Consider the following 26,529-nt stretch of genomic DNA (forward strand, 5'->3'; position numbering starts at 1 on the left):
CGCATTGCGGCATCCGCCCGGAATTTCCCGGCCCGCGAGGGCCGGGAGCGCGGGTAATCAAGTACTTCAGGCGAGGTGCGGTTCGGCCGCGGCCGGGGCGGCCGCGGGACGGCGGCGCGGCGCGCTGTAGCGCTCCAGCCCCAGGTCGGTCGCGTCGATTTCCGGACGCCCGCCGGAGACCAGATCCGCCAGCACCCGGGCCGATCCGCAGGACATGGTCCAGCCCAGCGTGCCATGGCCGGCATTCAGCCACAGGTTGCGGAACTTGGTGCGGCCGATGATCGGCGTGCCGTCCGGGGTCATCGGGCGCAGGCCGCTCCAGAAGCTGGCCTGGGCGGTGTCCGCCGCGCCGCCGAAGAGCGAGTCGAGCGAGTTCAGCAGCGTCGCGCGGCGACGCTCGGACAGGGACAGGTCGAAGCCCGCGATCTCGGCCATGCCGCCGACGCGGATGCGGTCGCCGAGCCGGGTGATCGCCACCTTGAAGGTCTCGTCCATCACGGTCGAGGCCGGCGCGCGCGCGGCGTCGACGATGGGCGCGGTGATCGAGTAGCCCTTGACCGGCGAGACCGGCAGGCGGATGCCCAGAGGCTTGAGGAAGGCGGTGGCGTAGCTGCCGAGTGCAGTCACGATCGCGTCGGCCGTCACCAGCCCGGCGCCGGTGCGGATGCCCGTCACCCGGTCGCCCTCGGTGACGAGCCCGTCGATCGAGGTGCCGTACTGGAAGGTCACGCCCAGCCGCTCGCATTCCTGCGCCAGCGCATTGGTGAAGAGGAAGCAGTCGCCGGTCTCGTCGCCCGGCAGGCGCAGCCCGCCGACGATCTTGTCGCGCGCCGCTGCCAGGCCCGGCTCGGCGGCGATGCAGCCCTCGGTGTCCAGCACCTCGAAGGGCACGCCGTCAGCCTTCAGCACGGCCACGTCCTTCGCCATCGCCTCGACCTGCTTCTGCGAGCGGAAGAGCTGCAGCGTGCCCTGCTGGCGGCCGTCATAGGGCAGGTCCAGCCCGGCGCGCAGCTCCTTGAGGCAGTCGCGGCTGTACTCGGCGACGCGGACCATGCGCGACTTGTTCACCGCATAGCGCGCCGAGGTGCAGTTCTTCAGCAGCTCGCCCAGCCAGCGGATCGTGCCCAGGTCGTTCTTGGCATGCAGGATCAGCGGCGCGTGCTCCATCATCAGCCACTTGATCGCCTTCAGCGGGATGCCCGGCGCCGCCCAGGGGGCGGAATAGCCCGGCGAGACCTGGCCCGCATTGGCGAAGCTGGTCTCCAGCGCGGGGCCCTCCTGGCGGTCGATCACGGTCACCTCGTGGCCTGCGCGGGCGAGGTAGTAGGCCGAGGTCACGCCGATCACGCCGGCGCCGAGGATTGCGACTTTCATTGCGTCTCTCACTAGTTAACCGGTGGACCGGGAGGGGTGCTGCCGGGCTGGCAGCGGGCATGTCCGCCTTCTAGGACGGATGATTTGGCAGAAGGCGCCTATCTTCCGCAGAATGTTTCAATTAATGTCGCAGAACCGACGATAATATCACCACGACGCAAGGATCCGCATGTCCGGCCTCGACCAGATCGACCGCAAGATTCTGAACCTCCTCCGGCAGAACGCGAGGATCGCCAATGTCGATCTGGCCAGTGCCGTCGGGCTCTCGGCCTCGGCCTGCCTGCGGCGGGTGCGGCTTCTCGAAGAGAGCGGCACGATCCTGGGCTACACGGTCGTCACCGGCACCGTCTCGGGCGAGCCGACCATTGCGGTGATCGTCAATATCACGCTGGAGCGGCAGACCGAGGAGGTCTTCGACCGCTTCGAGGCGGCGGTGCGCAAGCATCCCGAGATCCAGGAATGCTTCCTGATGACCGGCGGCTCCGACTACCTCCTGCGCGTCCAGGCCGAGAGCGCCGCGGATTTCGAGCGGATCCACAAGGAGGTGCTGTCGCGCCTGCCGGGCGTCCTGCGGATCCATTCCAGCTTCTCGATCCGAAACGTGCTGGCGCCGCGCCGGAAACGCTGAGGGGCAGGGGCGCCGATCGGGCTTTGACATTCCTAGACGACTCGGTCTACGAATTCGCCATGAGCACCGGCACCCCCGCCTCCGACCCTGTCCCGCCGCGCCGCCGCGGCCGTCCGCGCAGCGATCCCGCGCGCTCGGAGACCCGCCGCCGGCTGGTCCGCGCCGGGCTCGTCCACCTGACGGAGCGCGGCTACGGCGCCACCGGGGTCGACGAGATCCTCAAGGCGGCCGGCGTGCCGAAGGGCAGCTTCTACCACCATTTCGGCTCCAAGGCGGAGTTCGGCGCGGCGCTGATCGGCGAGTACCACCAGTATTTCGCCGCCTGGCTCGACCGGGTGCTCTGCGACGGCGCCCTGCCGCCCCTCGACCGGCTGCGCCGCTTCGCCGGCGAGGCCGAGGACGGGATGGCCAGGCACGGCTTCCGCCGCGGCTGCCTGATCGGCAATCTCGGCCAGGAAATGGGCGCGCTGCCCGATGACTACCGCGCCGCGCTGATCGCCGTGCTGGAGGACTGGCAGGCGCGCACCGCCCGCTGCCTGGCCGAGGCGGAGGCGGCAGGGCAGCTCGTCCCGGGCGCCGATCCCGACACGCTGGCCGCCGTCTTCTGGACCGGCTGGGAGGGCGCGGTGCTGCGCGCCAAGCTCGAAGGCGGCCCGGCGCCGCTGCGCCGCTTCGCGGCCGCCTTCTTCGACATGATTTCGACCTAGGGAGACAACCGCATGTTCGACGCCATCCTCATCGAGAAGCCGGACGGCACCCAGACCGTCGCGCAGGCCAGCCTGTCCGAGGACCAGCTGCCCGAGGGCGACGTGCTGGTCGAGGTCGCCTATTCGACGCTGAACTACAAGGACGCGCTGGCGATCACCGGCCGCGCGCCGGTGGTGCGCAGCTTCCCGATGGTGCCGGGGATCGACTTCTCGGGCATTGTCGCCGAAAGCGCCCATCCCGGCTGGAAGCCCGGCGACCGGGTCGTCCTGAACGGCTGGGGCGTGGGCGAGACCCATTGGGGCGGGCTTGCCGGCAAGGCGCGGGTCAAGGGCGACTGGCTGGTGCCGCTGCCCGCGGGCATCTCGCTGCGCCAGGCGATGGCGATCGGCACGGCGGGCTACACGGCGATGCTCTGCGTGATGGCGCTGGAGCGCCATGGCGTGGCGCCGGGATCGGGCGAGGTGGCGGTGACCGGCGCGGCCGGGGGCGTCGGCTCGGTCGCGACCGCGCTGCTGGCCGGGCGCGGCTACCAGGTGGCGGCGGTGACCGGCCGCGAGGCAGAGGCGGAGTTCCTCAAGGGGCTCGGCGCGTCCTCGATCGTCGCCCGCGAGGAGCTCTCGGGCAAACCGCGCGCGCTGGCCCGCGAACGCTGGGCCGGGGCGGTCGATGTCGCGGGCAGCACTGTGCTGGCGAACCTGCTGTCGATGATCCGCTATGGCGGCACCGTGGCGGCCTGCGGGCTGGCGGCGGGGATGGACCTGCCCGCCACCGTCGCGCCCTTCATCCTGCGCGGCGTGACGCTGGCCGGGGTCGACAGCGTGATGTGCCCGATCGAGACCCGCCGCAAGGCCTGGGACCTGCTGGCAGCAGAGCTCGACCTGGAGAAGCTCGAGGCGCTTTCGGTCGATCTGCCCTTCGCCGAGGTGATCGCCACCGCGCCGAAATTCCTCGACGGGCAGATCCGCGGCCGGGTGGTCGTGCCGGTCGCGCCAGACCTCGGCTGAGACAGGGCGAGGGCCGCGATGGACACACCGCTGATCGCGCAGGAGGAGTCCCCGCGGCTCTTCGACTGCCCCGGCTGGCTCTACCTGCTGCAGGAATTCGACGCGCTCTACCGGCAGGGCTCTGCCGGGGGCAGCCGGCTGATCCGCTCGCACCGCAAGCGCGTGCGCGACCGGATCTCGCAGATCGTCGACGGCAACCCGGCGGTCGCGCCGCGCCCGCCCGCGGCGAAGCCGGTGACCGCGCATCTGCCCCGCGCGCTCGATCTGGGCGAGCAGGGCGCGGTGCGGGGCATCGCCCGCGCGCTGTCGCATGTAGCGCCGCTGCTTAGCTGGGAATACGGCTACGAGCGGGTGCCGAAGGCGCTGGCGCGCAAATACGCCTATTGCGAGGTGCTGGGCCCGCGCGGCCCCGTCGTCTCCGAGCGGCTGGTGCTGGGCTTCGTGCTCTTCGCGCCGAAGACCACCTATCCGCAGCACAGCCACCAGGAGATCGAGGAAAGCTACATCTCGGTGGCCGGCGCCTGGTCGGAGAATGACGCGGCGGTGCATGCGCCGGGCTCGCTGATCCTCAACCGCCCCGGCGAGGAGCACCGCATCACCACGGCCGATCTCGACCCCTGCCTGCTGGCCTATGCCTGGACCGGGCCCGAGACGCGGCTGCATGCGCCGGGGATGAAGCTCAGCTCGACCCGCAAGGCGCGGATGGCTCAGGGGATCTGATCCGGCGGTCCGGCCTCCGCCTCTGCGGTTCCCGGCTGCGGGGCCCGTCCGCGGATCGTCCCGGTGCCGTCCCGGTCCCCGGCAGGCCGCACGGCTCCGCGGCCGGACCGCGCCGTCGCTGGACCGCCCACCGGTCCCGGGAGGCGCTGGCGCAGCGGCACCCTTGGCAGTGGCGGCCGCGATCTGGTCTAAGGGCCGCGGAGGGGAGTCGGGCGGCGCCATTGGCGCGGCCCGGAGATCGAGGGAAGAGGGTTCAGGACGTGAAGACTATCCTGGTCGGTTCCGACCTGTCGCTGCGCTCGGACCGGGCGCGGCGCCGCGCGCTGCGGCTGGCGCGGGCGCATGGCGCGAAGCTGGTGGTGTGCTGCGTGATCGACAGCGACCTGGCAGAGCAGATGAGCGGGCCGCTCGACGAGGAGGCCCGCCGGGAGATCGCCCGGCAATGCGGCAGCGACAGCGGCGTGCCCGTGGAGATCGTGATCGGCACCGGCGAGCCGGTCTCGGCGCTGGCCACCGCGATCCGCCGGACTGCCCCGGATCTGGTGGTGCTCGGCGTCCATCGCCGCCATCCGCTGCGCGACCTGCTGGCCGGCACGACGGTGGAGCGGCTCCTGCGCGCCACCTCCTGCCCGGTGCTGCTGGTCGCGGGCGCGGCCGAGGCGGAGTACAGCCGGGTGCTCTGCGGCATCGACATGTCGGGCGCCTGCGCCGCCGCCGCCCGCTGGGCCGCGCGGATTGCCCCAGAGGCCGCGTTCAGCAGCGTCCACGCCGTCCATATCCCGTTCCGCTCCTGGCTGCTGCCCAGCGAGGCGCCCGCCGCCGTCGCGCCCTTCCTCGAGGAGGCCGCGGCCCGGCTCGCGGAATGGCGCGAGGCCGAGGTGGTGCCGCGCCAGCTGCCCCAGCCGGAGCCGCGCACCGTCTCGCTGCCCGAAGCGCTGCGCGACGCCTGCCGCGAGGTCCGGCCGGACCTGCTTGCGATCGGCGCCCATGCGCGGCGCGGCCCCGGGCGGATCGGCTCCGTCACCCGGCGGCTGGTGCGGCGCCCGCCCTGCGACCTGCTGATCCTGCGCGGCTGAGCCGCGCCCGGCTCAGCGCCGGGCGTCGCCGGTCAGCTCGTCGAGAATGGCGCAATGCGGCGAGTCATCCCCGGGACAGCGGTCGATCAGCGCCTCGAGCGTCTGCGCCAGCCTGCCGAGCTCGGCGATGCGCTCCCGCACCGCCTCCAGATGTCCCTGGGCGAGGGTGCGCACCTCGCGGCTGGCGCGGCCCTCGTCGGAATACAGCTCCAGCAGGCGGCGGCATTCCTCCAGCGTGAAGCCGAGGCTGCGCGCCTGCGCCAAGAAGCTCAGCCGCGAGATCTCGCCCTCGCCGAAATCGCGGTAGCCATTGGCCGCGCGCGAGGGCCGGACAAGGCCGATCTCCTCGTAGTAGCGGATGGTCTTCGCCGGGAGGCCCGAGGCCTCCGCCGCGTGTCCGATATTCATGCCGGGCCTCCGCCGCGCTCAGCCGGGCTGCGGCGTGGCGGCATAGCCGGCCTCCGCCAGCACGGCGACGACCGCGGGCGCCTCGAGCGCGGAGCCGATCTCCACCGAGCGCTGCTCCTGGTCGAAGGCCAGTTCGGCGGCCGGATCGGCGGCGCGGACGGCCTTTTCGATGCTCGCGCGGCAATGGCCGCAGCTCATGTCGGGAACGCTGTATTTCATGGCCGGGAGTCCTTTCCTCAAACTCGCCAGGGACACATGGTCCTTCCAGCCGCTGGAAGGTCAAGCCCCGGCCGCGATTTTTCCGCGACCGTCCGCGGAAAGCGCAGCAGGCGGGTGGCGCCGTGCCCGGAAGAGATGCGCTGGCCGTCACGCCGCCGCGTGCGCCCGGCAGATCGCCGGGGCGGGCGGGCCTTCCTTGCGCATCCCGCACCGGCCGGGAGCGGGGGAGGCGCAACGGAATGGTCGGAGTGAAAGCGATCTGTTCCAGGGAACTTCGCCCGCCGATCCGCCGCCGGGGCACTGGTTCCGGCGCTGCAGCGATCGTTGCCTGCCCGCGGGACGGACACGGCCCCCCGGTTCAGTAGCCCAGATAGGCGGGGGCGACCGGGCCGGTGAGCCAGACGCCGTTATCGGCCTGCCAGAAGACATGGCCCTCGGCCTGCATCCGCGCCGCCGCGACGCGCAGCACCACCGGCCGGCCATGGCGCTGGCCGACCCGGCGGGCGGTCTCAATGTCGGGCGAAAGATGCACATGCCGCCGCCGCCCGGGCAGGATCCCCTCGGCCCAGATCGCGTCGAGCGAGGCCCGCGCGGTGCCATGGAACAGCGTCTCGGGCGGGACCATCGGCGGCAGGCCGAGATCGACCGCGACCGAATGGCCCTGCGCCGCGCGGATGCGCCGGCCATCCTCGGAGATCGTGAAGCGCCGCTTGTCGTTTCCGGCGACGATCCGCTCCAGCTCGGCGCGGCTCAGCCGGTGGCCCGCGCGGCGCATCCCGGAGAGCAGCGCGTCGATGCGGACCCAGCCGCCGGGGCCAAGCTCGAGCCCCGCCAGTCCGGGCTCGTGGCGCAGGATGCGCGACAGGACCTTGCTTTCGCGGCTCATCGGCGGGGATCCGTCTCGGGCGCCCGGAGGCGCAAGGGGGCAGGCGGCTGCCGCGCCCTTCTTCCCCGGCGAGCGCCCTGCGGTCAAGCCGCGGGCTCACTCCATCAGCGCGGAAAGGCGGTAGATGCGGATCTCGCGCCGCGTGACGCTGAGCACGCCATCCGATTCCAGCTTGTCGAGCGACTGGGTCACCCATTGCCGCGTGGCGCCGACCATGGTGGCGACCTGCTCGTAGGTGATCGAGCGCTCGATGATCGTCACCCCGTCCTCGTAGCGGCCATAGGCATCTGCGATGATGACCAGAAGCTGCTTCAGCCGGTCGGCCACGGCGCGGGTGCCCAGCATCTGGATCAGCGCGGAATAGCATTTCCCCTTGGCGATCAGCCCGTCGATCACGCCGAGCGCCACCTCCGGATGCTGGCAGACCAGGTTGCGCAGGCTCATCCCCGACAGGAACAGCAGCTCGCCATCCTCCAGCGCATCCGCCGACCAGACATGGCGGCCGCGGCCGAAGACCTCGGGCCCGCCGACGAAATGGCCGGGCGTCCAGTAGGCCAGCGTGATCTCGCGTCCCGAGGGACCGGCATAGAAGGTGCGGATGCGCCCCGACTCGATCACCCAGACGCCGGTATGCGGGTCGCCCTGGAAGAACAGCCCCTCGCCCTTGCGGATCGTCGTGCGGGTGCCGGAATGGCGCACCGCCTTGCGCCCGGCCTCGCTGAGCGAGGCGAGAAACCCCGCCCCCTCGTTGATGTCGAGCAGGTACTCGGACAGGAAGATGGCGCTGCGGCCGTCGCTGTCATCGCTCATGGACGCGTCCTTCCGCGGGCCGGGGGCGCTGCGCTGCGCCGTGCCCCAGTCTCCGCCCCGGACGAGCCGGGCGCAAGAGGCGCGGGGGCTCATGCGTTCTGCTCGGCGAAGGCGCGGCGGCTCTCGGCGCGGATCACCTCGAGGCAGTGCTGGCGGGCGCGGATGTAGTCGGGCTGGGCCGCCATGTCGGTGCTGCGCGGCCGGGGCAGGCCGATCTTCAGATCCTCGATCACCCGTCCAGGGGCCGCCGACATGATCAGCACCCGGTCGGCAAGGAACACCGCCTCGTCGACATCGTGGGTGACGAAGACCACCGTGGTGCCGAATTTCTGCCAGATCTCCAGCAGGCTCTCCTGCATCATCAGCCGGGTCTGCGCGTCGAGCGCGCCGAAGGGCTCGTCCATCAAGAGGACCGACGGATAGTTGGCCAGCGCCCGGGCGATGCCCACCCGCTGCTGCATGCCCCCCGACAGCTCCGCCGGATAGCGGCTGCCGAATTTCCTCAGCCCCACCATGCCGAGGAAGGTGTTGGCGATGGAGCCCGCCTCGGTCCGGCTCTTCCCGGCCATGCGCGGGCCGAAGGCGACATTCTCGTAGACGGTCTTCCAGGGCAGCAGGGAATACTGCTGGAAGACCATGCCGCGGTCGGGGCCGGGCTTCTCGACCTTGGCGCCGTCGACGCGCACCTCGCCCGCGCTCGGCGCGACATAGCCCGCGATGGCATTGAGAAGGGTGGATTTCCCGCAGCCCGAGGGGCCGAGGATGCAGACGAATTCGCCGGGCAGGATCTTCAGCGAGGTCGCCTCCACCGCGCGATGGGCCTCCGCCCCCTGGCCGAAGGTGATGGCGACCTGGTCGATCTCGATTGCGCCCTTGCCGGTCGAGGCCCGCGGCTGGCCGGCGCGCTGGTATTTCAGGATGTCGAGCATGGGTCTCTCCTCAGCGGGTGCGCTTCTGCCATTTCAGCAGCGGGGCGGTCAGGGCGTTGACGGCGGCGGTGGAGGCGGTGCCGAGAAGGCCGATCGCCAGCATGCCCAGCACGATGTCGGGGGTGCGCACCATGGAATAGGCGTCCCAGGTGAAATAGCCGATGCCGTACTGCCCCGAGATGATCTCGCCGGCCAGAAGCGAGAACCAGGCGACCCCCATGCCGACGGCGAGCCCGGCCGAGACCGAGGGCAGCGCGGCCGGCAGGATCACGTGGCGGAACACGTCGAGCCGCGAGGCGCCGAGCGAGAGCGCCGCGCGCACCAGCACCTCGGGCGTCTGCCGCGCGCCGTGCAGCGTGTTGAGCACGATCGGGAAGACTGCGCCGAGGAAGGTGATGAAGACGATCGAGGATTCCTCGGTCGGCCACATCAGGATCGCCAGCGGGATCCAGGCGACGGCGGGGATCGGGCGGAGGATCTCGATATAGGGCATGGCCATGGCGCGGAAGACGCGGCTGCGCGCCATCAGGAGCCCGACCGGCACGCCGACGATCACCGCCAGGGCGAAGCTGACCAGCACCCGCTGGATTGACACGCCCAGGTGGACGTAGAACTCGGATGCGCCGAGATTGTGCAGCATGCTGGTCCCGACCTGGCCGGGCGAGGGGATATTGGCGAAATTGACATAGAGGTTCCAGCCCTGGGAGCTGCCCATCTGCCAGATCGCGAGCCCGGCAAGCAGCGACAGCGCCATCAGCCCGGCCTGTCCGGCCCAGCCCTTCGGCAGGATCCGGCGGCGCCGCGGTACGGGCGCCGGCGGCGGACCCGCGTCATGCATCTCTGCGGGGTCGGGATCCGGGGCGGCGGCAGGGCCGGACAGGACGGTATTCGCTTGCATGGTGCTCTCCTCTGGCTCGGACGGGCGCCGCCCTCGTCGGAGCGGCGCCCGGATCGCTGGTGGCGACGGGGTTACTGGCTGGCGTAGCCGTCCAGGATATCCGCATAGGCGACGACCTTGCCGCCCTCGGCCCCGGCGGCCGCCTCGGCATCGGACTTCTTGAGGAAGGCGGCATAGGCGCCCTCGGGGCTTTCGGCATAGAAGGCGGACTTGCCGAAGAGCTTCAGCCCGGTCTTGGCGTCGTAGACATAGCTGGCGAGCGGGGCGAAGCCCGAGTCGCGGATCGCGGCGAGGCTCTGGAAGAACTGGTCCATGCTGTCATAGCGGCTGATGCCGTCGCGCGGATGCCAGATCTCGGCCGGGCGGCCCTCGTTGGCGGTGGCGGTGTCGACCACGGAAGCGACCATCGCGTCGTAGTCGTCGCCATGTTCGGCCATCGCCGCGCGGACATAGCTGTCATCGACCCATTTGCCGAAATCCAGCGGCGGCACGTCGCGCTCGCGCATCAGCAGCGCATGGCTCGATTTCAGGCTCTCGATCCATTCGGGTTTCAGCGAGGCCTCGAAGGTGGAGATGCCGCCCTCGGAGAAGTAGAGATAGAGCACCTCCTTCTCGATCCCGGTCCATTCCGAGACCTTGATGGCGGCGTTCATCGGGTCCTCCTCGATCCAGTCCTGCGCCGCCAGCGTCGCCTTGATGTAGGCATCGACGATCTCGGGATATTCCTCGGCGAAGGATTTCAGAACGACGGTGCCGTGGAAGGTCGGGATGTCCGCCTCGGATCCGTCATAAACCTTGCGGCCGGTGCCGCGGAATTCCATCACCTCCGACCAGGGGGTGAAGTCCGCATGGGCGTCGATGCGGCCGACGGCGATGTTGTTGACGCCGACGGGCGGGCTCTGGTTGACCAGCTTGACCTCGTCGGACATGCCCTCGCGGTCGAGCACCGACAGCAGCATCCCCCAGGCGGCCGAGCCGAACGGGGCGGAGATGCTCTTGCCCTTCAGATCCTCCAGCGAATAGGCGTCCGACGCGACCGGGACCACGACGCCGTTGCCGGTGCCCTTGAGGTTGTAGCCGGTGATCTCGATCAGGAGCGACTCGTCGCCGCCATTGGCCTGGAAGGTGGCTCCGTTGACGATCAGCGGATAGTCCCCCATCACGCCGAATTGCAGCTTGCCCGCGATCATCTGGTTGGTGATCGGCGGACCCGACGTGTAGTCGCGGTAGATGATGTCGTAATCGGCATCGGCATATTTGCCGTCATGCGGCAGGTACTCTTCGAGAAGGCCGAGCTTCTCCATGATGATGCCGCCGGGGACGGTGTTGGTGACCGTGCTCTGATGGCCGATGCCGATGGTGATGGTCTCGCTCCAGGCGGTGCCAGAGAAGAGGGCCAGGCCCGCGGCCAGCGACGTGGCGGATAGGATCCGGACTCGCATTCGTGCTGTCTCCTGTTGGTCGGTTTTCATTCTTATGAATCTCATTATTCGGGCGCGCCGCCGCTGCGGGAAGGATGCTCCGGGGGCGGGCGGGACGGATTCTCAAGACTCCTAATATTTGAGCGGTAAATTCGGCCTCTGCCCCATTCCCGACCGGGTTTCGCATCCCTTCAAAGGCGGGAATGATTCTTTTGGTAAACAGTAATAAATAATAAAAACAATAACTTAGATAGCCAACTGTAAGACATGACGACCCTCCCGGAGGGGCTCCGGGAGGGTCGTTCAGACTGCTCAATTATTTGGCTTTTCAGGCGGTCCCGATGCGCTCCAGCGCCCATCGGACATTCTTGCGGACGTCGGGATCGGTGTCGTCGGCATAGGGATCGAGGAAGCGCCGGGTCTCGGGCACGGCCAGCTCGCCGAGTACGGCGGCGCATTCCTTGCGCAGGTTGGGGATCGGCAGATCCATCATCGGGCCGATCTGCATCGCCGCCTCGCGGGCGCCGAGCTTGCCGAGCGAGCGCACGGCCTTGAGCCGCACCTGCCAGAACGCGTCGCCGAGCGCCGCGGTCAGGGCAGGGACGCAGCCCGGGCCGCCGGACTTGGCCAGGGTCTCGGCCGCCGCCTCGCGCACCTGCCATTCGGGATCGCCGAGCGCCGCGACCAGCGTCTCCTGCGCGACCGGATCGTCCGAGAAGCCGAGCGCCAGCAGCGCGGCCTTGCGGACCTGGGTCTCGCCGTCTGTGGCCGCGCCGCAGAGCGCGGGCAGCGCCGCCGGATCCTGCAGCCAGCCGATCACGCCCACCGCCGCCACGCGGATCGCGGGGGCCGGGGCGTCGAGCGCGGCAATCGCCGGGGCCATCGCCTCGGGGCGGCGCAGCTCCTTGATCCCCTCGAGGCAGGCGGTCAGGGCGAAATCGCCGCCGCCCGAAAGATGCGGCAGGATCGCGTCGCCCGCCGCCGGGTCCTTCAGCTCGGTCAGGCTCAGCGCCGCCGCCTCGCGCACCTCCGCCACCGGATCGCCGAGCGCGCCGACCAGCGCGGCCGCGGTCTCGGGCCCGTCGAAATCGGTAAGCGCCTGGGCGGCCTGGCGGCGCACCCCGGCATCTTCGTCGGCAATGGCGCGGGCGAGGAAGGGGATCGCGGCGGGATCGGCGCTGTCGGCCAGCTCGATCACCGCCATGATGCGGCCGCCGGCAGAGGGATCGTCCAGCCCCTCTGCCAGGTCGTCGATATCGGAGAAATCCTCGAAGATAGCCGTCATCTGGTCCTCACTTCAGCAGGTAGGGGATGGTGACGGTGACGGCGCCGGTCGGGCAGTCGGCCTCGCAGGGCATGCAGTACCAGCATTCGTCGTATTTCATGTAGGCGGTCTTTGTGCCGTCGGCGAGCTCCTTGATGCGCAGCACGTCGAGCGGGCAGACATCGACGCAGACGGTGCAGCCCTTGTCGGCGATGCATTTGGCGTCATCGATGGTGACGGGAACGGAGGTGGCGGTCTGTACCAGGGGCATGATGGCTGTCCTTGTTACTCTGCGGCCACGGAGGCATCGACGCGCTGCTTGTAGTAGGCGTCCTTCTCGTCCTCGGCGATGTCGACGACATAGGGTTCGACCGCGCGCTTCTCATGCGCGGGCAGGCCGTCCGCGCCCTTGGTCAGCAGCGTGTGGCAGAACCAGTTCTCGTCGTCGCGGGCGTATTCGACGCGGTTGTGGTAGAGGCCCCAGCGGCTTTCGGTGCGGTAGAGCGAGGCGCTCGCGGCCATGTCGGCGCAATCGAGGATCGAGGCCGCCTCCAGCGCGCGCATCAGCTCGTGCGCGTCGCGGGCCACCATGCCCTGCTCCATGTCCTCGCGCACCTCGGCAAAGCGCTTCTGCGCCAGTTCCATCTTGGCGGTGACCTTCGGCGGCTGCAGGTAGTCGTTGACCAGGCGGCGGGTCTTGTACTCGATCTGGTTCGGCGGAATGCCGTCGTCGCGCTTCGTCGGCGCCAGCACGCGGGCGCGCTCGGCCTCGACATCGGCCAGGTCGAATTCGGCGAAATCCACCTCGCCCATGAAGTCGGCCGCATCCTCGCCGGCGAAGGCGCCATGGGTGAAGGCGCCCAGCATGTAGTTATGCGGCACATTCGCCATGTCTCCGGCGGCATAGAGGCCGGGGATGGTGGTGCGGGCATGGTCGTCGACGAAGACGCCGGAGGCCGAATGCCCCGAGCAGAAGCCGATTTCCGAGATATGCATCTCGATCATCTGCCTGCGGTAGTCGGTGCCGCGCCCGGCGTGGAAATGGCCGCGGGTCGGGCGCTCGACGATGTGCAGAACGCGCTCGATCTCGCTGACGGTCTCCTCGGCCAGGTGGTTGAGCTTGAGGAAGACCGGGCCCTTGCCGGACTGCAGCTCGTCGTAGAATTCCTGCATCATCTGCCCCGACCAGTAGTCGCATTCGATGAAGCGCTCGCCCTGGGCATTCGAGGTATAGCCGCCCATCGGCCCGGCGACATAGGCGCAGGCGGGACCGTTATAGTCCTTGATCAGCGGGTTGATCTGGTAGCATTCGAGGTTCGCCAGCCCCGCGCCCGCGTGATAGGCCATCGAGTAGCCCTCGCCGGAATTCGACGGGTTCTCGTAGGTGCCGAAGAGGTATCCGGAGGTCGGCAGGCCCAGCCGCCCGGCTGCGCCCAGCCCCATGATGACCGCCTTGGCGCGGATCACCAGGAATTCGGCGGTGCGGGTGTTGACGCAGATCGCCCCCGCGATGCGGCCCTCGCCGGTCAGCAGCCGGGTCGCCATGTAGCGGTTGACCACGTTGATCCGCGACTTCCTCAGCTGGCGGTAGAGCGCCTTCTTGACGGTGTCGCCATTGGGCATCGGCAGCACGTAGGTGCCGATATGGTGGACCTTCTTGACGTCGTATTCGCCGTTCTGGTCCTTCTGGAAGCGGATGCCGAAACCGTCGAGCTCGCGGATGATGCCGTAGCATTCCTGGGCGTAGCGGTAGACCGCCGCCTGGTCGACGATGCCGTCATTGGCGATGGTGATTTCCTTGGTGTACTGCTCGGGCGTGGCGTAGCCCGGGATGACGGAGTTGTTCAGCCCGTCCATCCCCATCGAGATCGCGCCCGAGCGCTTGACGTTGGCCTTGTCCAGAAGCACGACATTCGCCTGGGGGTTCTTCTTCTTGGCCTTGAGGGCGGCCATCGGGCCGGCCGTGCCGCCGCCGATCACCAGGATGTCGCAGTCGATCTGCGTCAGGCCGTCGAGTATCTCGTCCATGATTGCTGTCCTGTTCGCTGTCCCTGCCAGCTTCGCCGCGTTGCGGCAGGGCCGATGTCAATTACTTGCCAAACCCGTCGGAAAGCTCGCGCAGGTAGGAATAGGGGTAGATCGCGCGCTCGTGCCCGTCGGAGAAATGCACGTTCACGCCGTAGTCCCCGACCTCCTGCAGGGCCGTGATCTCCAGATCCGGCGCAGCGGCGATGCCGCCGGTGTCGAGCCGCTCGCGCAGGCTCCAGGCATCGCGGGCGGCCTGGCGCAGGTAGTCCGCCGGCAGCGCGGTCTCCGCCGCGTCGGTCCAGATCAGCCGCAGCATCCTGCGGTCCGGGGTGGTCACCAGTTCGTCGAGCATGGGGGTCCTTTCGCTTCGTCCCCCAGAGACTGCCCGCGGGCGGATGCGCCGGAATAGCAATTCCTTGACGGACGGATGCCGCATTGCAGCGGCAAGAGGAGGACAGCGAACAGCGAGGACCAAGCCAAATGACCTATGCCGTCACCGATAACTGCATCGGCTGCAAATACACCGACTGCGTCGATGTCTGCCCCGTGGACTGCTTCTACGAGGGCGAGAACATGCTGGTGATCCATCCCGACGAATGCATCGACTGCGGCGTCTGCGAGCCCGAATGCCCCGCCGACGCGATCCGCCCCGATACCGGGGAGGGCATGGCGCCCTGGGTCGCGCTCAACGGCAAGTATGCCGAACTCTGGCCGGTCATCACCGAGGCGAAGGATCCGCTGCCCGGGGCCGAGGCGCTCGACGGCCAGCAGGGCAAGCTCGCCCGCATCTTCTCCGAGAACCCTGCCGAAGCCGCCTGAGGAGCCTGCAGATGACGATTGCCCAACGCACCCTTCCCGACGCCCAGACCGTGACCGCCGTGACCCATTGGAGCGACACGCTCTTCTCCTTCCGGGTGACGCGGCCGCAGAGCCTGCGCTTCCGCTCCGGCGAATTCGTGATGATCGGCCTCTTGAAGGAGGACGGCAAGCCGCTGCTGCGCGCCTATTCGATCGCCTCGCCCTCCTGGGACGACGAGCTGGAATTCTACTCGATCAAGGTGCCCGGCGGGCCGCTGACCTCGCGGCTGCAGAAGATCGAGGCCGGCGACCAGATCATCCTGCGGCCGAAGCCGGTGGGCACGCTCGTACATGACGCGCTGCTGCCGGGGCGGCGGCTCTGGATGGTGGCGACCGGCACCGGCGTCGCGCCTTTCGCCTCGCTCCTGCGAGATCCCGACACCTGGGAGCGCCATGACGAGGTGGTGCTGGCCCATACCTGCCGCACCGGCGCGGAGCTGGCCTATGGCGCCAAGATCGTCGCGGACCTGCCGGGCGATCCGCTGATCGGCGAGCTGGTGGGCGAGAAGCTGCGCTACTATCCGACCACCACGCGCGAGCCCTCCGCGATCGAGGGGCGGATCAGCGACCATATCCGCTCGGGCGAGATCTTCGGCCGGCTCGGGCTGGCGCCCTGGTCGAAGGCGGAGGACCGGGTGATGATCTGCGGCAACCTCGCGCTGAACAAGGACATCATGGCGCTCTGCGAGGCGGCGGGGCTGTCGGAGGGCGCCAACAGCGCCCCGGCGGAGTTCGTGGTCGAGAAGGCGTTCGTCGACTGAGCGCCCCCGCTCAGTCGCCTTGTTAAAAAAACTGAGCGCCCCCGCTCAGTCGCACCCATATAAAACCTGAGCGCCCCCGTTCCGCCTGCCCTTGGGTGACCGGCACCCTCGTTCAGCGGTCCCTGAAAAAGTCCTGAGCGTCCTAGCTCAGGCGCCAGCTCAGGGTTCCTATGCGCCCCGGCTCGGCCTCTCGCCCGCGGGTCTTGCGCGCCCTCACTCAGCCGTCTGCATAGCGGGCCGGAGCGCTCCCGCTCAGTGGCTCTCGCCCATGAGGCCTGATCATTCCCGTTTAGCCGCTTGCAGGAGGGCCTTGAGCGTTCCCGTCCAGCCACGCGCCCGAGAGTCCCGAATGTTCCCGTTAAGCCGCGCCCGAGGGGCGCGGCCGCGCCGACTCAGCCTCCAGCCCAGAGCGTCCCAGGCGCCTGCGCAATGATCCCAGCCGCCGCTCAGTCGCTCTCGGCCGGGTCCTTCGCCGCCTGCTTCGCGGGGGCGAAGCTCTGCCGCACCCGGATATGGCGATGCGGCTCGCCGCTGCCATGGACATGGTCATGGGTATGGGCGGTGCCGGTCTGGCTGACCGGCACCAGCGCCAACGAGCCATGCGCCACCCCGCGCTCGAGGAACAGCGCCTCTGCCGCCGCGCCGATGACGCCGAGCTTGCCTCGGGTCACTTCCACTTCCAGCGCGGCCGAATGGTCGAGCGGCACCGAAAGCGAGGCGACGTGCCGGTCATGCGCGTCCAGCCGCCGCTGCGCCAGCCGCGCGCCGAGGTTCCGCACGCTCTGGTCGACCGTGTAGGTCATCACGCCCAGGCAGTCGGCATCCTCCGGCCCGTCCTGGCGGCTGAGCATCGCCCGCCGCACCAGATCCCGGATCGCCTCGGAGCGGTTGCCGGCGCCGCTCTCCTCCATGTACTGGTCGAGCGCCGCGGCGATGTCGTCTGAAAGCGTAATCGTGATGCGTCGCATCTTCCCCTCGCATGCCATCTGCCCGGCAACCTAGCAGCAGGTGCGGCAAGCTGCACCGAAAAGCTTGCCCCCCCTTGCCGTCCGTGACTTGGTATGACTAATGCTTGGAAAAATCATACCGAAGACACGGCCCGCGCCGGCCGGGAAAGGACCCAGATGCTCAACCGGATGACCCGCAGCCTTCCCGCGGGACTGGCGGCCGCGATGCTCGCCGCCGCCCCGGCCGCCGCGCATTTCCAGGAGATCCTGCCCTCTGCCGACATGCTGCCCGAGGGCGGCGAGGTGGAGCTCGACATGGTCTTCACCCATCCGTTCGAGGGCGGCCCGGCGATGGACATGGCGCCCCCGGCGGCGGCCGGGATGGTGTTCCATGGCGAGACGACCGACCTGACCGGCGCGCTCGAGCCGCTGCCGGGCAGGGGGGCGGAGGCCTACCGGCTGCGGCAGAGGCTCGACGAGCCCGGCGCGGCGGTCTTCTATGTCGAGCCCGCCCCCTACTGGGAGCCCGCCGAGGGCAAGTTCATCATCCACTACTCCAAGGTCGTGGTCGACGCCTTCGGCTCGGGCGAGGGCTGGGACGCGATGGCCGGGCTGCCGGTGGAGATCATGCCGCTGTCGCAGCCGACCTCGCTCTGGGCCGGGAATGTCTTCTCCGGCGTGGTGATGCGGGACGGCGCGCCGGTGCCCTTCGCCGAGATCGAGGTGGAGTTCGTCAATGACCAGGGCATCGCGGCGCCGAACGACCTCTACATCACCCAGGTGATCAAGGCCGATGCCAATGGCACCTTCACCTATGCGATGCCGGTCGCGGGCTGGTGGGGCTTCGCCGCGCTGGTCGAGGCCGATGCGCCCATGGTCTCGCCCGAGGGCGAGGAGGTGCCGGTCGAGCTCGGCGCGCTGATCTGGGTCAATGCCAAGGCGGTGGAGTAGCATGGCGCATATCCAGGACGGGCTTCTCTCGCTGCCGGTGCTGGCCGGCGGCGGCGCGCTGGCCGCGGCGGGGATCGGGCTGGGCCTGCGGCAGATCGAGGACCGCGCCATCCCGCGCATCGCCATCCTGGCGGCGGTGTTCTTCTCTGCCTCGCTGGTCTCGATTCCGGTCGGGCCGTCAAGCGTGCACCTGCTGCTCTCGACCCTGATGGGGCTGGTGCTGGGGCCGGGGATCTTCCCGGCGGTGGCGGCGGCGCTGGCGCTGCAGGCGGTGATGTTCGGCTTCGGCGGGCTGACGACGCTGGGCGTCAACACGGTCAATATCGCGCTGCCGGGCTATCTCGTGGCGCTGGCGATCGGCGGCTATGTGCGCGGCGCGGCGGCGCCCGTGCGCGCGGCGCTGGCTGGCGGGCTCGGCGCGGCGGCGGCGGTGCTGGCGACCGGCGGGCTGGTGGCGCTGTCGCTCTGGCTCTCCTCCTCGGACTACGTGCCGGTGGCGCGGGTGCTGCTGGCGACCTACCTGCCGCTGGCGCTCGGCGAGGCGGTGGTCTGCGCCGCGGTGATCGGCTTTCTCAAGCGCGCCGCGCCCGAGCTGCTGCTGCCGCAGACCGGCGCCGTCGCGGAGGCGGAGGCGTGATCCGCGCCCTCCTGGCCCTGGCCGCCGCGCTCTGGCTGGCGGGACCGGCGGCGGCGCATAGCCTGCGGGTCTTCGCCAAGGTCGAAGGGGCGGAGGTCTCGGGCTACGGCTTCTTCGTCGGCGGCGGGCGCCCGCGCGGCGCGGCCTGGAGCGCCGAAATGGCCGGGGCGGAGATCGCGGCGGGCACGACGGGCACGGATGGCAGCTTTGCCTTCGCCCTGCCGGATCCGGTGACCGGCGCGCTGCGGATCACGGTCAATTCCGGCGAGGGGCATATCGCCTTCGCCGAGCTGCCGCCCGAGCGTTTCGCGCCCGGCCAGCTCGCGCCAGGCGCCGCGGCAGCGGCCCCGGCCACTGCGCCGCCGCCCGTTCCGGCGGCGCAGGGCGGGCTGACCGAGGCGATGGTCGAGGCCGCGGTCGAGCGCCAGGTCGCCCCGCTTCTGGAGCGGATCGAGCAGATGGATGCGCGGATGCGGCTGACCGACCGGATCTCGGCGGTCTGCCTGCTCTTCGGCATTGCCGGGATCGCGCTCTGGGCGCGCGGACGCCGGACGTGATCCGGCCCGGCGACCTGCGGCTGCGCCTCGTCTCGGCGCTGGCGGCGATCCTGCTGATGACGCCGGTCGCGGGGCTCGGCCCGGCCGCCTGCTACCTGGGCCTCGTGCTGGCGCTGGTGCTCGCGGCGGAACGGACGCTGCCCTGGCGGCGGCTCCTGCATCTGGAGGCCTTCCTGGTCCTCCTCTTCCTGACGCTGCCCTTCACCATCCCGGGCGAGACGCTGTTCCGGATCGGCCCGCTTGCCGCCAGCCGCGAGGGCGTGCTGCGGGTGCTGGTGCTGGCGGCGAAGGTCTCGGGCTCGGTGCTCCTGCTGTCGCTCTTCTTCGCCCGTGCCGAGCCCGCGCGGCTGGGCGCGGCGCTGCGCGCCCTCGGCCTGCCCGAGGCGATGGTGCGGATCTTCCTCGGGCTGGTGCGCTATCTCGGGCTGATCCGCGCCGAATTCGCCCGGCTGCAGGACGCGATGCGGATGCGCGCCTTCCGCCCCGGCTCGAACCGCCATACCTGGCGCAGCTACGGCAACATGACGGGCATGCTGCTCCTGCGCGCTGTGGCCCGGGCCGAGCGGGTCGACGAGGCGATGCGGATGCGCGGCTATGCCGGGCGCTTCCCCGGCAGCGCGCTGCCGCCGCCTGCCGCCGCGGACTGGCTGGCGGGGGCGGGGCTGGTTATCCTGGCCGGGCTTCTTCTGCTATGGGACAAGACATGATGGCGATTGCCGAACTGGACGGGGTGGAGCTCGCCCGCGACGGGCGCAGGGTGCTCGACCGGGTGACGCTGGCGCTGGAGGCCGGGGACCGGCTGGCGATCGTCGGGCCGAACGGCGCGGGCAAGACCACGCTCCTGCGCACGCTCGCCGGGCTGGAGCGCCCCGAGCGCGGCCGCGTGGCACTTTTCGGGCAGGACTGCCGCAGCGAGGCAGAGTTCCGCAAGGCGCGCCGCCGCATGGGGTTCCTGTTCCAGGACAGCGACGACCAGCTCTTCTGCCCGACGGTGATCGAGGACGTGGCCTTCGGCCCGCTCAATCTCGGCCAGGGCGAGGCGGAGGCGCGCGCCACCGCCGCGGCGACGCTGGAGCGGCTGGGGCTCGGCCATCTGGCGGAGCGGATCACCCACAAGCTCTCGGGCGGCGAGAAGCGGCTGGTCTGCCTGGCGGGGCTTTTGGCGATGTCGCCCGACCTGCTGCTCCTCGACGAGCCGACGAACGGGGTCGACGCGGCCAATGGCGCGCGGCTGATGGAGGTGCTCGCGGGCTTCGGCGGGGCGATGATCCTGGTTTCGCATGACGAGGCCTTCGTCACCCGGATCGCGACGCGGGGGATGCTCTTGTCGGACGGGCAGCTGGAGGCGGCCGAGATCCATGTCCACGCCCATGTCCACACCCATCCGCATCTCCACCGCGCCTGACGGGACAAGGGAGAGCGGGGCCGCCTTCGGATGCGCCGAACTGCCACCCTCCGGTACAGGCCCGGAGGGCGTCAGGGCGCGCGGCGCTCTGCCTTGCGCGGGCGGGTTGCGGGCGGGATCGCCCTTTCCGGACGCCGCTCCTGCGGATCAGGGCGTCCTGACTTATGGTGCATCGGGAAATGTTGGGCATGGCCCGGGCCGGTGTCTTGGCAAGCCGCTGGAATAGCGAGACGGGCAGGTAGAGCAGGAGCGGCGGCGCCGAAAGCCGCACCGCCGGACGCGACAGGCTGCTGACCTGGTCCAGCTGGCTGGATGGCCGCAAATCAGGAGCAGGAAGCTGGTCCGAACTGCTCCGAACTGCTCCGAACTGCTCCGAACTGCTCCGAAAGCGGCCGCATCCTGAGCGGCTCCGGTCAACGCAGAACAGGGTCCCGCCGCGAGTGAGCCCTGGGCGTCTTTCTGCGGCCTGACAATGGCCTCGCCCGCCCCCGGGACCGGAAGGACCCGCAATGGTGCCCGCGGCTGCCGCCAGCGCCCCCTGTCCGGCGCCGCCGCTAGCGGCGGCGGAAAAGCCCGGCGATGGCGGCCCTGGCCAGCGCCCAGACGCTGATCCCGCGGCTTTCGCGCATCGGCCCGCCGGAGAGCAGCGCCGAGCAGTTCGCCGCGAATTCCGCCAGCAGGTGGTCGACCAGCCCGCTCACGAGCTCGGGGCGGTTGAACTGGCCGAGCCGTCCCTCGATGCGGAAGCGCAGCTCGGCGGCGACCTCGGAGGTGCCGGGGGACGCGCCTTCGGCCACGGCGAACCCCAGCTCGCCGGCGACGCTCGACTGGCCGCCGCGGTCCTTGCCCTGGCCGGTCACCGTGCCGCGGCGTTCGGCGTCATCGGCCGCGAAGAGGCCCTCGCCCTCGAACCGCGCCGTGATCGGCCCGAAACGCACGGCGACATGGCCGGCAAAGCGGTCGCCGTCGGTGCTGCCGAGCTCGGCCCCGGGCAGGCAGCGCGCGACCGTGGCGAGATCGCGGAAGGCGGCCCAGACCGCGTCGGCGGGATGATCGAGCACGAAGCTGCGCCGGACGATCGTCCAGCCATCCTCGGTCCGGGTCTCGCCCTGCGGGATGGCGGCCTCGGGCTGGGGCGCGGCGACCGGCTCGAAGGGGGCGAAGCCCGCGGGCGGAGCGGGCTCGGGCAGGGGCGGCGGGGCAACGGGCGCGATCCCGGCGGCATCCCGCTCGGCGATCACCTCGGTGATTGCCGCGACGATGCCGACATAGCCGGTGCAGCGGCAGAGATTGCCCGACAGCTCGTGGCGGATCCGGGTCTCGTCCGCGGTCTCCAGACGGGCCGCGAGGTCGCGCGCGGTCGCCAGCATGCCCGGCGTGCAGAAGCCGCATTGCAGCGCGTGGTTGCGGGCGAAGGCGGCGCGCAGCCGGTCCATCAGCGCGTCGCCCTCCCAGCCTTCCAGCGTCTCGACCGTGGCGCCGTCGCACTCGGCGGCGAAAGTCAGGCAGGCGCGCTGCGGGCGGCCGTCGACCATAACCGTGCAGGCGCCGCAAACGCCCTGTTCGCAGGCCAGATGGGTGGCGGTCAGGTCGAGCTTGTCGCGCAGGATCTCGGCAAGCTGCGTGCGCGGGGTCGCCAGAACCTCCTCCGCCCGGCCATTGACTGTCAGGCGCACGGGGATGGCGCGGGGCGCCTCGGCGGCGGTCTCCGCGGAGACGAGGCTCTGGGCATTCATGCGGGGATCACCTTTGCGATGGCGCGGTCGAGCGCGGTGGCGAGGAGCTGGAGCTTGACCCGGTCGGCGCCGGGCAGCGCCGCGGCCAGGGCGGAGCGGAGCGCGGCGGGCCCGGGATGGGCGCCGCTGCGGGCAATGCCGTCCCCGAGGCCGGACAGGACGAGCGGCGCGCCGCCCGTGGCGCCGGCGACGAGGCGCAGATGGCCGCTGGCGGGATGGACGGCGATGGCGCCGATCGCGTCGGCGAATTCACCCACCTTGCGGCAGAGCTTGTGATAGCCCCAGAGCGCATCGCGCATGGCGGCGGGGATCTCGACGGCCGAGATGATCTCCTGCGGGCCGAGCGCGGTGCGGTAGGCGCCCCGGACGAAGCCCGGCAAGGCGACGCGGCGCTCCGCCCCGCTGCCGGAAAGGAGCACGACCTCGGCGCCCATCGCGGTCAGCGCGGTGACCCAGTCGGCGGCGGGATCGGCATGGGCGAGCGAGCCGCCGACCGTGCCGCGGTTCCGGACCGCGCGATAGGCGATGCCGCGGGCGACATGGCGCAGCATCGGCGGCAGCGCGACCGGGCTGTCGCCATCCTCGATCCGGGCATGGGTGACGCCGGCGCCGAGGATGATGCGGCCGCGCTCCTCGCGGATGTCGCGCAGCTGGGCCAGGGCGGAGAGCCCGGCCAGCCGCTCGGGACGGGCCAGGCGCAGGTTCAGCATCGGGCCGAGCGACTGCCCGCCGGCGAGGATGCGGGTGCCCTCAGAGAGCATTGCCGCAGCGGCGGCCGGGCTCTCGGGGCTGAGATGGTCGAAGGCGGCGGGTTTCATTCGGCGGCCTCTCTTGCGGCGCGGGCGTCGAGGATCGCGTCGAGCACGCGATGCGGGGTGGCGGGAATGCGGGTCAGCTCGGCGCCGAGCGGCGCCAGCGCGTTGTTGATCGCATTGACGATGGCCCCGGCCGGCGCGATCGCCGCGCCTTCGCCCACGCCCTTGATGCCATGGCGCGAATAGGGCGAGAGCGTCTCGGCATGGCCGAGCCGGAAGCCGGGCAGCTCGGCCGGGCCGGGCAGGATGTAATCGGCCAGCGTCGAGGTCAGCGGCTGCGCCGATGCATCATAGAGCGTCTCCTCGAAGAGCGCCGAGCCGATGCCCTGGGCGGCACCGCCATAGGACTGGCCCTCCAGGATCATCGGGTTCACCCGGCGGCCGCAATCCTCGAAGATCACGTAGTCGAGGATCTCGGTGCGGCCGCTTTCGGGATCGACCTCGACGATGGCGGCATGGGTGGCATAGGTGAAGAGCCCGGTGTCGATCTCGGGCTTGTAGCCCTCCGTCACCTCGAGCCCGGCGGTGTTGACGTCCTCGGGCAGCCGGTCGGGATGCAGGTACCAGGCATCGGCGATCGCGGCGAAATCCACCGAGGCCTGGCCGTTCCAGACCGCGCCGTCGCGGATCTCGGTGTCCTCGGGGGCGCATTGCAGCAGATGCGCGCCATGGATGCGCAGGCGCCGCGCCAGCTCTTCGGCGGCTTTCGACACCGCGCCCCCGGCCATGACCATGCCGCGCGAGGCATAGGCGCCGGTCGAATAGGGGGTCAGCCCGGTATCGCCCATCGTCACCTTGACCCGCGAGATGTCGAGCTTCAGCCAGTCGCAGGCGACCTGGGCGATGGTGGTCTCGAGCCCCTGGCCGAAGGAGTGGTTGCCCGAGCGGACCTCCACCGCGCCGGAGGGGGCGAGCTTGACCATCGCCTGTTCGTAGCCGGGCACCAGCGGCAGGCCCCAGGCGGCGAAGACCTTGGTCCCATGGGCCGACTGCTCGGTGAAGCTGGCATAGCCGAGCCCCAGATAGCGCCCCTCGGCGGCGGCGGCCTCCTGGCGCGCGCGGAAGCCCTCGGCATCGATCAGCTTCGCGGCGGCGCGGGCGCCCGCGGGGTAGTCGCCGGAATCGTAGAACTTGCCGGTGACATTGGTGAAGGGCATCGCCGCGCCGGGGACCAGGTTGAGGCAGCGCACCTCCAGCGGGTCCTTGCCGACCGCGCGGGCGATCGCATCCATGGTCAGCTCCATCGCGAAGCAGACCCCGGGCCGCGCCACGCCGCGATAGGGGGTGAAGCCGGGCTTGTTCGTCGCCACCGAATAGGTCCGGCAGGCATAGGCGCCCAGATCATAGGGGCCGGGCAGGTTGCCCCCGGCCTGCGCCGCCTCGAGGCAGGCGGTGAAGGGCCAGACCGAATAGGCGCCGACATCAACCCAGATATCGGCGTCGAGCCCCAGGAGCCGCCCCTCGGCATCGGCATAGGCGGTCAGCTTGTAGCTGTGCTGGCGGGTATTGGCGCCCGCAGTCAGATGCTCGCGCCGGTCCTCGGTCCAGCGGATCGCCCGGCCGGTGCGGCGCGCGACCCAGGCGACCGAGAGCTCTTCGGGCTGGAGCACGCATTTGTAGCCGAAGCCGCCGCCGACATCGGGGGCGATGACGCGCACGTCGGACTGGTCGAGCCCGAGCGCCTCGGAGAGCCCGGTGCGGATCAGGTGCGGCACCTGGGTCGAGGTATGGACGACGAGCTGCTCGGCGCGGTGGTCCCACTGGGCGAGCACGCCCTTGCCCTCCATCGGGTTCATCGCCTGGCGCGCGGTCTCGTAGCTGCGCTCGATCACCACCGCGGCGCGGGCCTTTGCCTCGTCCAGGTCGCCGTCATGGCGTGTCGTCAGGAAGAGGTTGTCGCCCCAGTCCTCGTGGAGGAGCGGCGGATCCCCGGCCAGCGCCGTTGCGATGTCGGGAACCGGCGGCAGCGGATCGAGATCGACGGCGACCGCCTCGGCCAGATCCTCGGCTTCGGCGCGGGTGGGGGCGATGCAGATGGCGATGCATTCCCCGGCGAAGCGCACCTTGCCGGTCGCCAGCGCCGGATAGTCCGAGACCTTGTAGCTCGGCAGCGTCGATTCGCAGCGGATCGGCCGGAGGTCGGCCATGTCTTCGGCGGTGAAGACCTGCGCCTCGCGCCCCGCGGGCTTGGCGATGCCGCGGATCCGGGCATGGGCCAGGGGCGAGCGCACGAAGGCGGCCTCCCAGCAGCCGGCGACCTTGATGTCGCCGACGAATTGCGCCTTGCCTTTCAGATGCCTGGCATCTTCCTTGCGCGGAACCCGCGCGCCTATTCCGGTCGTCATGCTGCCGGTTCCCTGTTGTTGACTTGTACGCTCGGGGTCTGCAAATACTTGCCTCTGCACAGTCCCGTTTTAATGGGGAGTATACGTCTCAATCTTGGCAGAGCAAGTGCCGTGCCTCCGGGCCGCGCCTTGCAGACGCCAAAAGCCCAGGTTTTGTGCTTTCAATGACGGAGAACTTCATGGCGCAGGAAATGCCCGGCGATACGACACAGCCCCCCGCGGAGGAGAGCCCCTTCGGCCAGACGAAATACGACGACCTCTGGGGGCGGCCGGGCTATCTGGTACGCCGCCTGCACCAGATCCACATGGGACTTTTCGCCGAGGCCTGTGACGGGCTCGACCTGACAGCGGTGCAGTATGCGGTGCTCTCGGTGCTCTATTCCGGCGAGGCCTTCGACCAGCTCTCGCTGTCGAAGGCGGTGGGGATCGACCGCACCAGCGGCGCCGATGTCATCAAGCGGCTGGTGCGCCGCGGCCTGGCCACCCGCGAGCCCTCGATCGAGGACCGCCGCGCCCGAGTCGTGCGAATCACCGAGGCCGGCCGGACCTTCGTCCGCGATGTGCGCCCGCAGATGGAGGCGGCGCAGGACAAGCTGGTCTCGCCGCTGAGCGAGGAAGAGCACGACATCTTCATGCAGCTCCTGCGCAAGATGATCGAAGCCAATAACGGCCATTCCCGCGCGCCGATGAAATGACCCGCGGGCGCTCCGGCGCCCGCCGCAGGCGCAGCCCTCCGGACAGGGTCTGGAAAAATAGGGAGCGTACTGCATAAATTTTCGGCAAGCCTCCCGCCATCACCGCCGAGATGAAGCTGGATCCGAGATATTCCTTTGTGCTCCGGAAAAAAGAGGAGCACACTGCATAATATCAGACACGGAGGCATGATGACCCACGCAAGGCCCAACGGCCGCAGTTCCTGCGGCCGGGCGATCTCCTCTTGCCGAGGCCCCGGGCAGGGGCGGCCGGAGCAGGCGCCATGACACTGTTCTTCCAGTTCGTCCTGACCGGACTCGTGACCGGCTGCTTCCTGATCCTGGCGACGATCGGCTTTTCCTTCACGCGCCGGGTGGAAGGGTTCCTGAACATCGCCCATGCCGAGCTGCTGGGCGTTTCGGCCTTCGCGACCTGGGGCTGCAACAAGCTG

29 protein-coding genes are annotated in these 26,529 nt (G+C 70.2%); 13 read left to right on the forward strand and 16 right to left on the reverse strand.

All coding sequences use genetic code 11. The features are described 5' to 3' along the window. Nucleotides 1–66 precede the first annotated feature (66 nt). Nucleotides 67–1,374, reverse strand: coding sequence for a D-amino acid dehydrogenase (locus tag FGX59_RS21720; RefSeq protein WP_138469222.1), 1,308 nt, complete (start codon nucleotides 1,372–1,374; stop codon nucleotides 67–69). A gap of 169 nt (nucleotides 1,375–1,543) precedes the next feature. Between FGX59_RS21720 and FGX59_RS21725 the strand changes: the two genes are divergently transcribed. From FGX59_RS21725 to FGX59_RS21745, 5 genes are all read left to right on the forward strand, one after another. Then, nucleotides 1,544–2,002: an Lrp/AsnC family transcriptional regulator gene (locus tag FGX59_RS21725; protein ID WP_138469223.1), complete on the forward strand. Its 459-nt coding sequence runs from the start codon at nucleotides 1,544–1,546 to the stop codon at nucleotides 2,000–2,002. Nucleotides 2,003–2,025: 23 nt separating this feature from the next. Beyond that, on the forward strand, nucleotides 2,026–2,709 hold the full coding sequence (locus tag FGX59_RS21730) for a TetR/AcrR family transcriptional regulator (RefSeq protein ID WP_240722636.1): 684 nt from the start codon (nucleotides 2,026–2,028) through the stop codon (nucleotides 2,707–2,709). A gap of 12 nt (nucleotides 2,710–2,721) precedes the next feature. Further along, nucleotides 2,722–3,714 (forward strand): MDR family oxidoreductase, encoded by a 993-nt coding sequence (locus tag FGX59_RS21735; RefSeq protein WP_138469224.1) that lies wholly within the window; start codon nucleotides 2,722–2,724, stop codon nucleotides 3,712–3,714. Between the two features lie 18 nt (nucleotides 3,715–3,732). Further along, nucleotides 3,733–4,434 carry a dimethylsulfonioproprionate lyase family protein gene (locus FGX59_RS21740; protein ID WP_138469225.1) on the forward strand — a complete coding sequence of 234 codons (702 nt, stop codon included), beginning with the start codon at nucleotides 3,733–3,735 and terminating at the stop codon, nucleotides 4,432–4,434. 260 nt (nucleotides 4,435–4,694) lie between these two features. Then, nucleotides 4,695–5,510 (forward strand): universal stress protein, encoded by an 816-nt coding sequence (locus tag FGX59_RS21745; protein ID WP_138469226.1) that lies wholly within the window; start codon nucleotides 4,695–4,697, stop codon nucleotides 5,508–5,510. A 12-nt stretch (nucleotides 5,511–5,522) separates the two neighbouring features. Here FGX59_RS21745 and FGX59_RS21750 read toward each other — a convergent pair whose 3' ends face one another. The 11 genes from FGX59_RS21750 to FGX59_RS21800 all read right to left on the reverse strand — a co-directional run bounded on the left by FGX59_RS21750 (nucleotide 5,523) and on the right by FGX59_RS21800 (nucleotide 14,725). After that, nucleotides 5,523–5,918 carry a MerR family DNA-binding protein gene (locus FGX59_RS21750; RefSeq protein ID WP_138469227.1) on the reverse strand — a complete coding sequence of 132 codons (396 nt, stop codon included), beginning with the start codon at nucleotides 5,916–5,918 and terminating at the stop codon, nucleotides 5,523–5,525. 18 nt (nucleotides 5,919–5,936) lie between these two features. Beyond that, nucleotides 5,937–6,137 carry a heavy-metal-associated domain-containing protein gene (locus FGX59_RS21755; RefSeq protein ID WP_138469228.1) on the reverse strand — a complete coding sequence of 67 codons (201 nt, stop codon included), beginning with the start codon at nucleotides 6,135–6,137 and terminating at the stop codon, nucleotides 5,937–5,939. Nucleotides 6,138–6,495: 358 nt separating this feature from the next. After that, nucleotides 6,496–7,023 (reverse strand): RNA 2'-phosphotransferase, encoded by a 528-nt coding sequence (locus FGX59_RS21760; RefSeq protein WP_138469229.1) that lies wholly within the window; start codon nucleotides 7,021–7,023, stop codon nucleotides 6,496–6,498. 96 nt (nucleotides 7,024–7,119) lie between these two features. Next, nucleotides 7,120–7,833, reverse strand: a complete 714-nt coding sequence (locus tag FGX59_RS21765; protein WP_138469230.1) for a Crp/Fnr family transcriptional regulator — start codon at nucleotides 7,831–7,833, stop codon at nucleotides 7,120–7,122. An 89-nt stretch (nucleotides 7,834–7,922) separates the two neighbouring features. Continuing rightward, a complete protein-coding gene (locus tag FGX59_RS21770; protein ID WP_138469231.1) occupies nucleotides 7,923–8,762 on the reverse strand; it encodes an ABC transporter ATP-binding protein in 840 nt (279 codons plus the stop codon). A gap of 10 nt (nucleotides 8,763–8,772) precedes the next feature. Further along, nucleotides 8,773–9,660, reverse strand: coding sequence for an ABC transporter permease (locus FGX59_RS21775; RefSeq protein ID WP_138469232.1), 888 nt, complete (start codon nucleotides 9,658–9,660; stop codon nucleotides 8,773–8,775). Between the two features lie 71 nt (nucleotides 9,661–9,731). Beyond that, the gene (locus FGX59_RS21780; RefSeq protein ID WP_138469233.1) at nucleotides 9,732–11,102 is read right to left on the reverse strand and encodes an ABC transporter substrate-binding protein; all 1,371 of its coding nucleotides are present in this window, start codon (nucleotides 11,100–11,102) and stop codon (nucleotides 9,732–9,734) included. A 307-nt stretch (nucleotides 11,103–11,409) separates the two neighbouring features. After that, a complete protein-coding gene (locus FGX59_RS21785) occupies nucleotides 11,410–12,366 on the reverse strand; it encodes a HEAT repeat domain-containing protein (RefSeq protein ID WP_138469234.1) in 957 nt (318 codons plus the stop codon). Nucleotides 12,367–12,373: 7 nt separating this feature from the next. After that, the gene (locus FGX59_RS21790) at nucleotides 12,374–12,616 is read right to left on the reverse strand and encodes a ferredoxin family protein (RefSeq protein ID WP_138469235.1); all 243 of its coding nucleotides are present in this window, start codon (nucleotides 12,614–12,616) and stop codon (nucleotides 12,374–12,376) included. A gap of 14 nt (nucleotides 12,617–12,630) precedes the next feature. Then, the gene (locus FGX59_RS21795) at nucleotides 12,631–14,373 is read right to left on the reverse strand and encodes a fumarate reductase/succinate dehydrogenase flavoprotein subunit (protein ID WP_138469236.1); all 1,743 of its coding nucleotides are present in this window, start codon (nucleotides 14,371–14,373) and stop codon (nucleotides 12,631–12,633) included. A 61-nt stretch (nucleotides 14,374–14,434) separates the two neighbouring features. After that, complete coding sequence (locus FGX59_RS21800) at nucleotides 14,435–14,725, reverse strand: DUF971 domain-containing protein (RefSeq protein ID WP_171060768.1); 291 nt, start codon at nucleotides 14,723–14,725, stop codon at nucleotides 14,435–14,437. Between the two features lie 128 nt (nucleotides 14,726–14,853). On the opposite strand from FGX59_RS21800, the gene fdxA reads away from it, so the two are divergent. Further along, nucleotides 14,854–15,192: a ferredoxin FdxA gene (gene fdxA, locus FGX59_RS21805; RefSeq protein ID WP_138469238.1), complete on the forward strand. Its 339-nt coding sequence runs from the start codon at nucleotides 14,854–14,856 to the stop codon at nucleotides 15,190–15,192. A gap of 11 nt (nucleotides 15,193–15,203) precedes the next feature. After that, complete coding sequence (locus FGX59_RS21810) at nucleotides 15,204–15,992, forward strand: ferredoxin--NADP reductase (RefSeq protein WP_138469239.1); 789 nt, start codon at nucleotides 15,204–15,206, stop codon at nucleotides 15,990–15,992. Between the two features lie 446 nt (nucleotides 15,993–16,438). Here the strand turns inward: FGX59_RS21810 and nikR are convergent, their stop codons facing one another. After that, nucleotides 16,439–16,960: a nickel-responsive transcriptional regulator NikR gene (nikR, locus tag FGX59_RS21815; RefSeq protein WP_138469240.1), complete on the reverse strand. Its 522-nt coding sequence runs from the start codon at nucleotides 16,958–16,960 to the stop codon at nucleotides 16,439–16,441. A gap of 156 nt (nucleotides 16,961–17,116) precedes the next feature. Here nikR and FGX59_RS21820 point away from each other — a divergent pair, with 156 nt between their 5' ends. The 5 genes from FGX59_RS21820 to FGX59_RS21840 are packed head-to-tail and all read left to right on the forward strand — an operon-like array spanning nucleotide 17,117 to nucleotide 20,489. After that, nucleotides 17,117–17,890 (forward strand): DUF4198 domain-containing protein, encoded by a 774-nt coding sequence (locus FGX59_RS21820; RefSeq protein ID WP_240722638.1) that lies wholly within the window; start codon nucleotides 17,117–17,119, stop codon nucleotides 17,888–17,890. A 1-nt stretch (nucleotide 17,891) separates the two neighbouring features. Next, on the forward strand, nucleotides 17,892–18,527 hold the full coding sequence (gene cbiM, locus FGX59_RS21825) for a cobalt transporter CbiM (protein WP_138469241.1): 636 nt from the start codon (nucleotides 17,892–17,894) through the stop codon (nucleotides 18,525–18,527). After that, nucleotides 18,524–19,084, forward strand: a complete 561-nt coding sequence (locus FGX59_RS21830) for a cobalamin biosynthesis protein CbiL (protein WP_138469242.1) — start codon at nucleotides 18,524–18,526, stop codon at nucleotides 19,082–19,084. The genes cbiM and FGX59_RS21830 overlap by 4 nt, the downstream gene beginning before the upstream one ends. Continuing rightward, nucleotides 19,081–19,791, forward strand: a complete 711-nt coding sequence (gene cbiQ, locus FGX59_RS21835) for a cobalt ECF transporter T component CbiQ (protein ID WP_138469243.1) — start codon at nucleotides 19,081–19,083, stop codon at nucleotides 19,789–19,791. Before FGX59_RS21830 ends, cbiQ begins: the two co-directional genes overlap by 4 nt. Beyond that, nucleotides 19,791–20,489, forward strand: coding sequence for an energy-coupling factor ABC transporter ATP-binding protein (locus tag FGX59_RS21840; RefSeq protein WP_206078409.1), 699 nt, complete (start codon nucleotides 19,791–19,793; stop codon nucleotides 20,487–20,489). The genes cbiQ and FGX59_RS21840 overlap by 1 nt, the downstream gene beginning before the upstream one ends. A 554-nt stretch (nucleotides 20,490–21,043) precedes the next feature. Here FGX59_RS21840 and FGX59_RS21845 read toward each other — a convergent pair. Genes FGX59_RS21845 through FGX59_RS21855 form a run of 3 tightly spaced genes read right to left on the reverse strand, consistent with a single transcriptional unit; the run spans nucleotide 21,044 to nucleotide 25,385 of the window. Then, complete coding sequence (locus tag FGX59_RS21845) at nucleotides 21,044–22,225, reverse strand: 2Fe-2S iron-sulfur cluster-binding protein (protein WP_138469245.1); 1,182 nt, start codon at nucleotides 22,223–22,225, stop codon at nucleotides 21,044–21,046. Then, a complete protein-coding gene (locus FGX59_RS21850; protein WP_138469246.1) occupies nucleotides 22,222–23,043 on the reverse strand; it encodes a xanthine dehydrogenase family protein subunit M in 822 nt (273 codons plus the stop codon). Before FGX59_RS21850 ends, FGX59_RS21845 begins: the two co-directional genes overlap by 4 nt. Further along, a complete protein-coding gene (locus tag FGX59_RS21855; RefSeq protein ID WP_138469247.1) occupies nucleotides 23,040–25,385 on the reverse strand; it encodes a xanthine dehydrogenase family protein molybdopterin-binding subunit in 2,346 nt (781 codons plus the stop codon). The genes FGX59_RS21850 and FGX59_RS21855 overlap by 4 nt, the downstream gene beginning before the upstream one ends. Nucleotides 25,386–25,564: 179 nt before the next feature. On the opposite strand from FGX59_RS21855, the gene FGX59_RS21860 reads away from it, so the two are divergent. Beyond that, nucleotides 25,565–26,080 (forward strand): MarR family winged helix-turn-helix transcriptional regulator, encoded by a 516-nt coding sequence (locus tag FGX59_RS21860; protein WP_171060769.1) that lies wholly within the window; start codon nucleotides 25,565–25,567, stop codon nucleotides 26,078–26,080. Nucleotides 26,081–26,529: the final 449 nt, after the last annotated feature.

Origin of the sequence: Poseidonocella sp. HB161398, assembly GCF_005870025.1 — a bacterium.
GTDB lineage: Bacteria > Pseudomonadota > Alphaproteobacteria > Rhodobacterales > Rhodobacteraceae > Mangrovicoccus.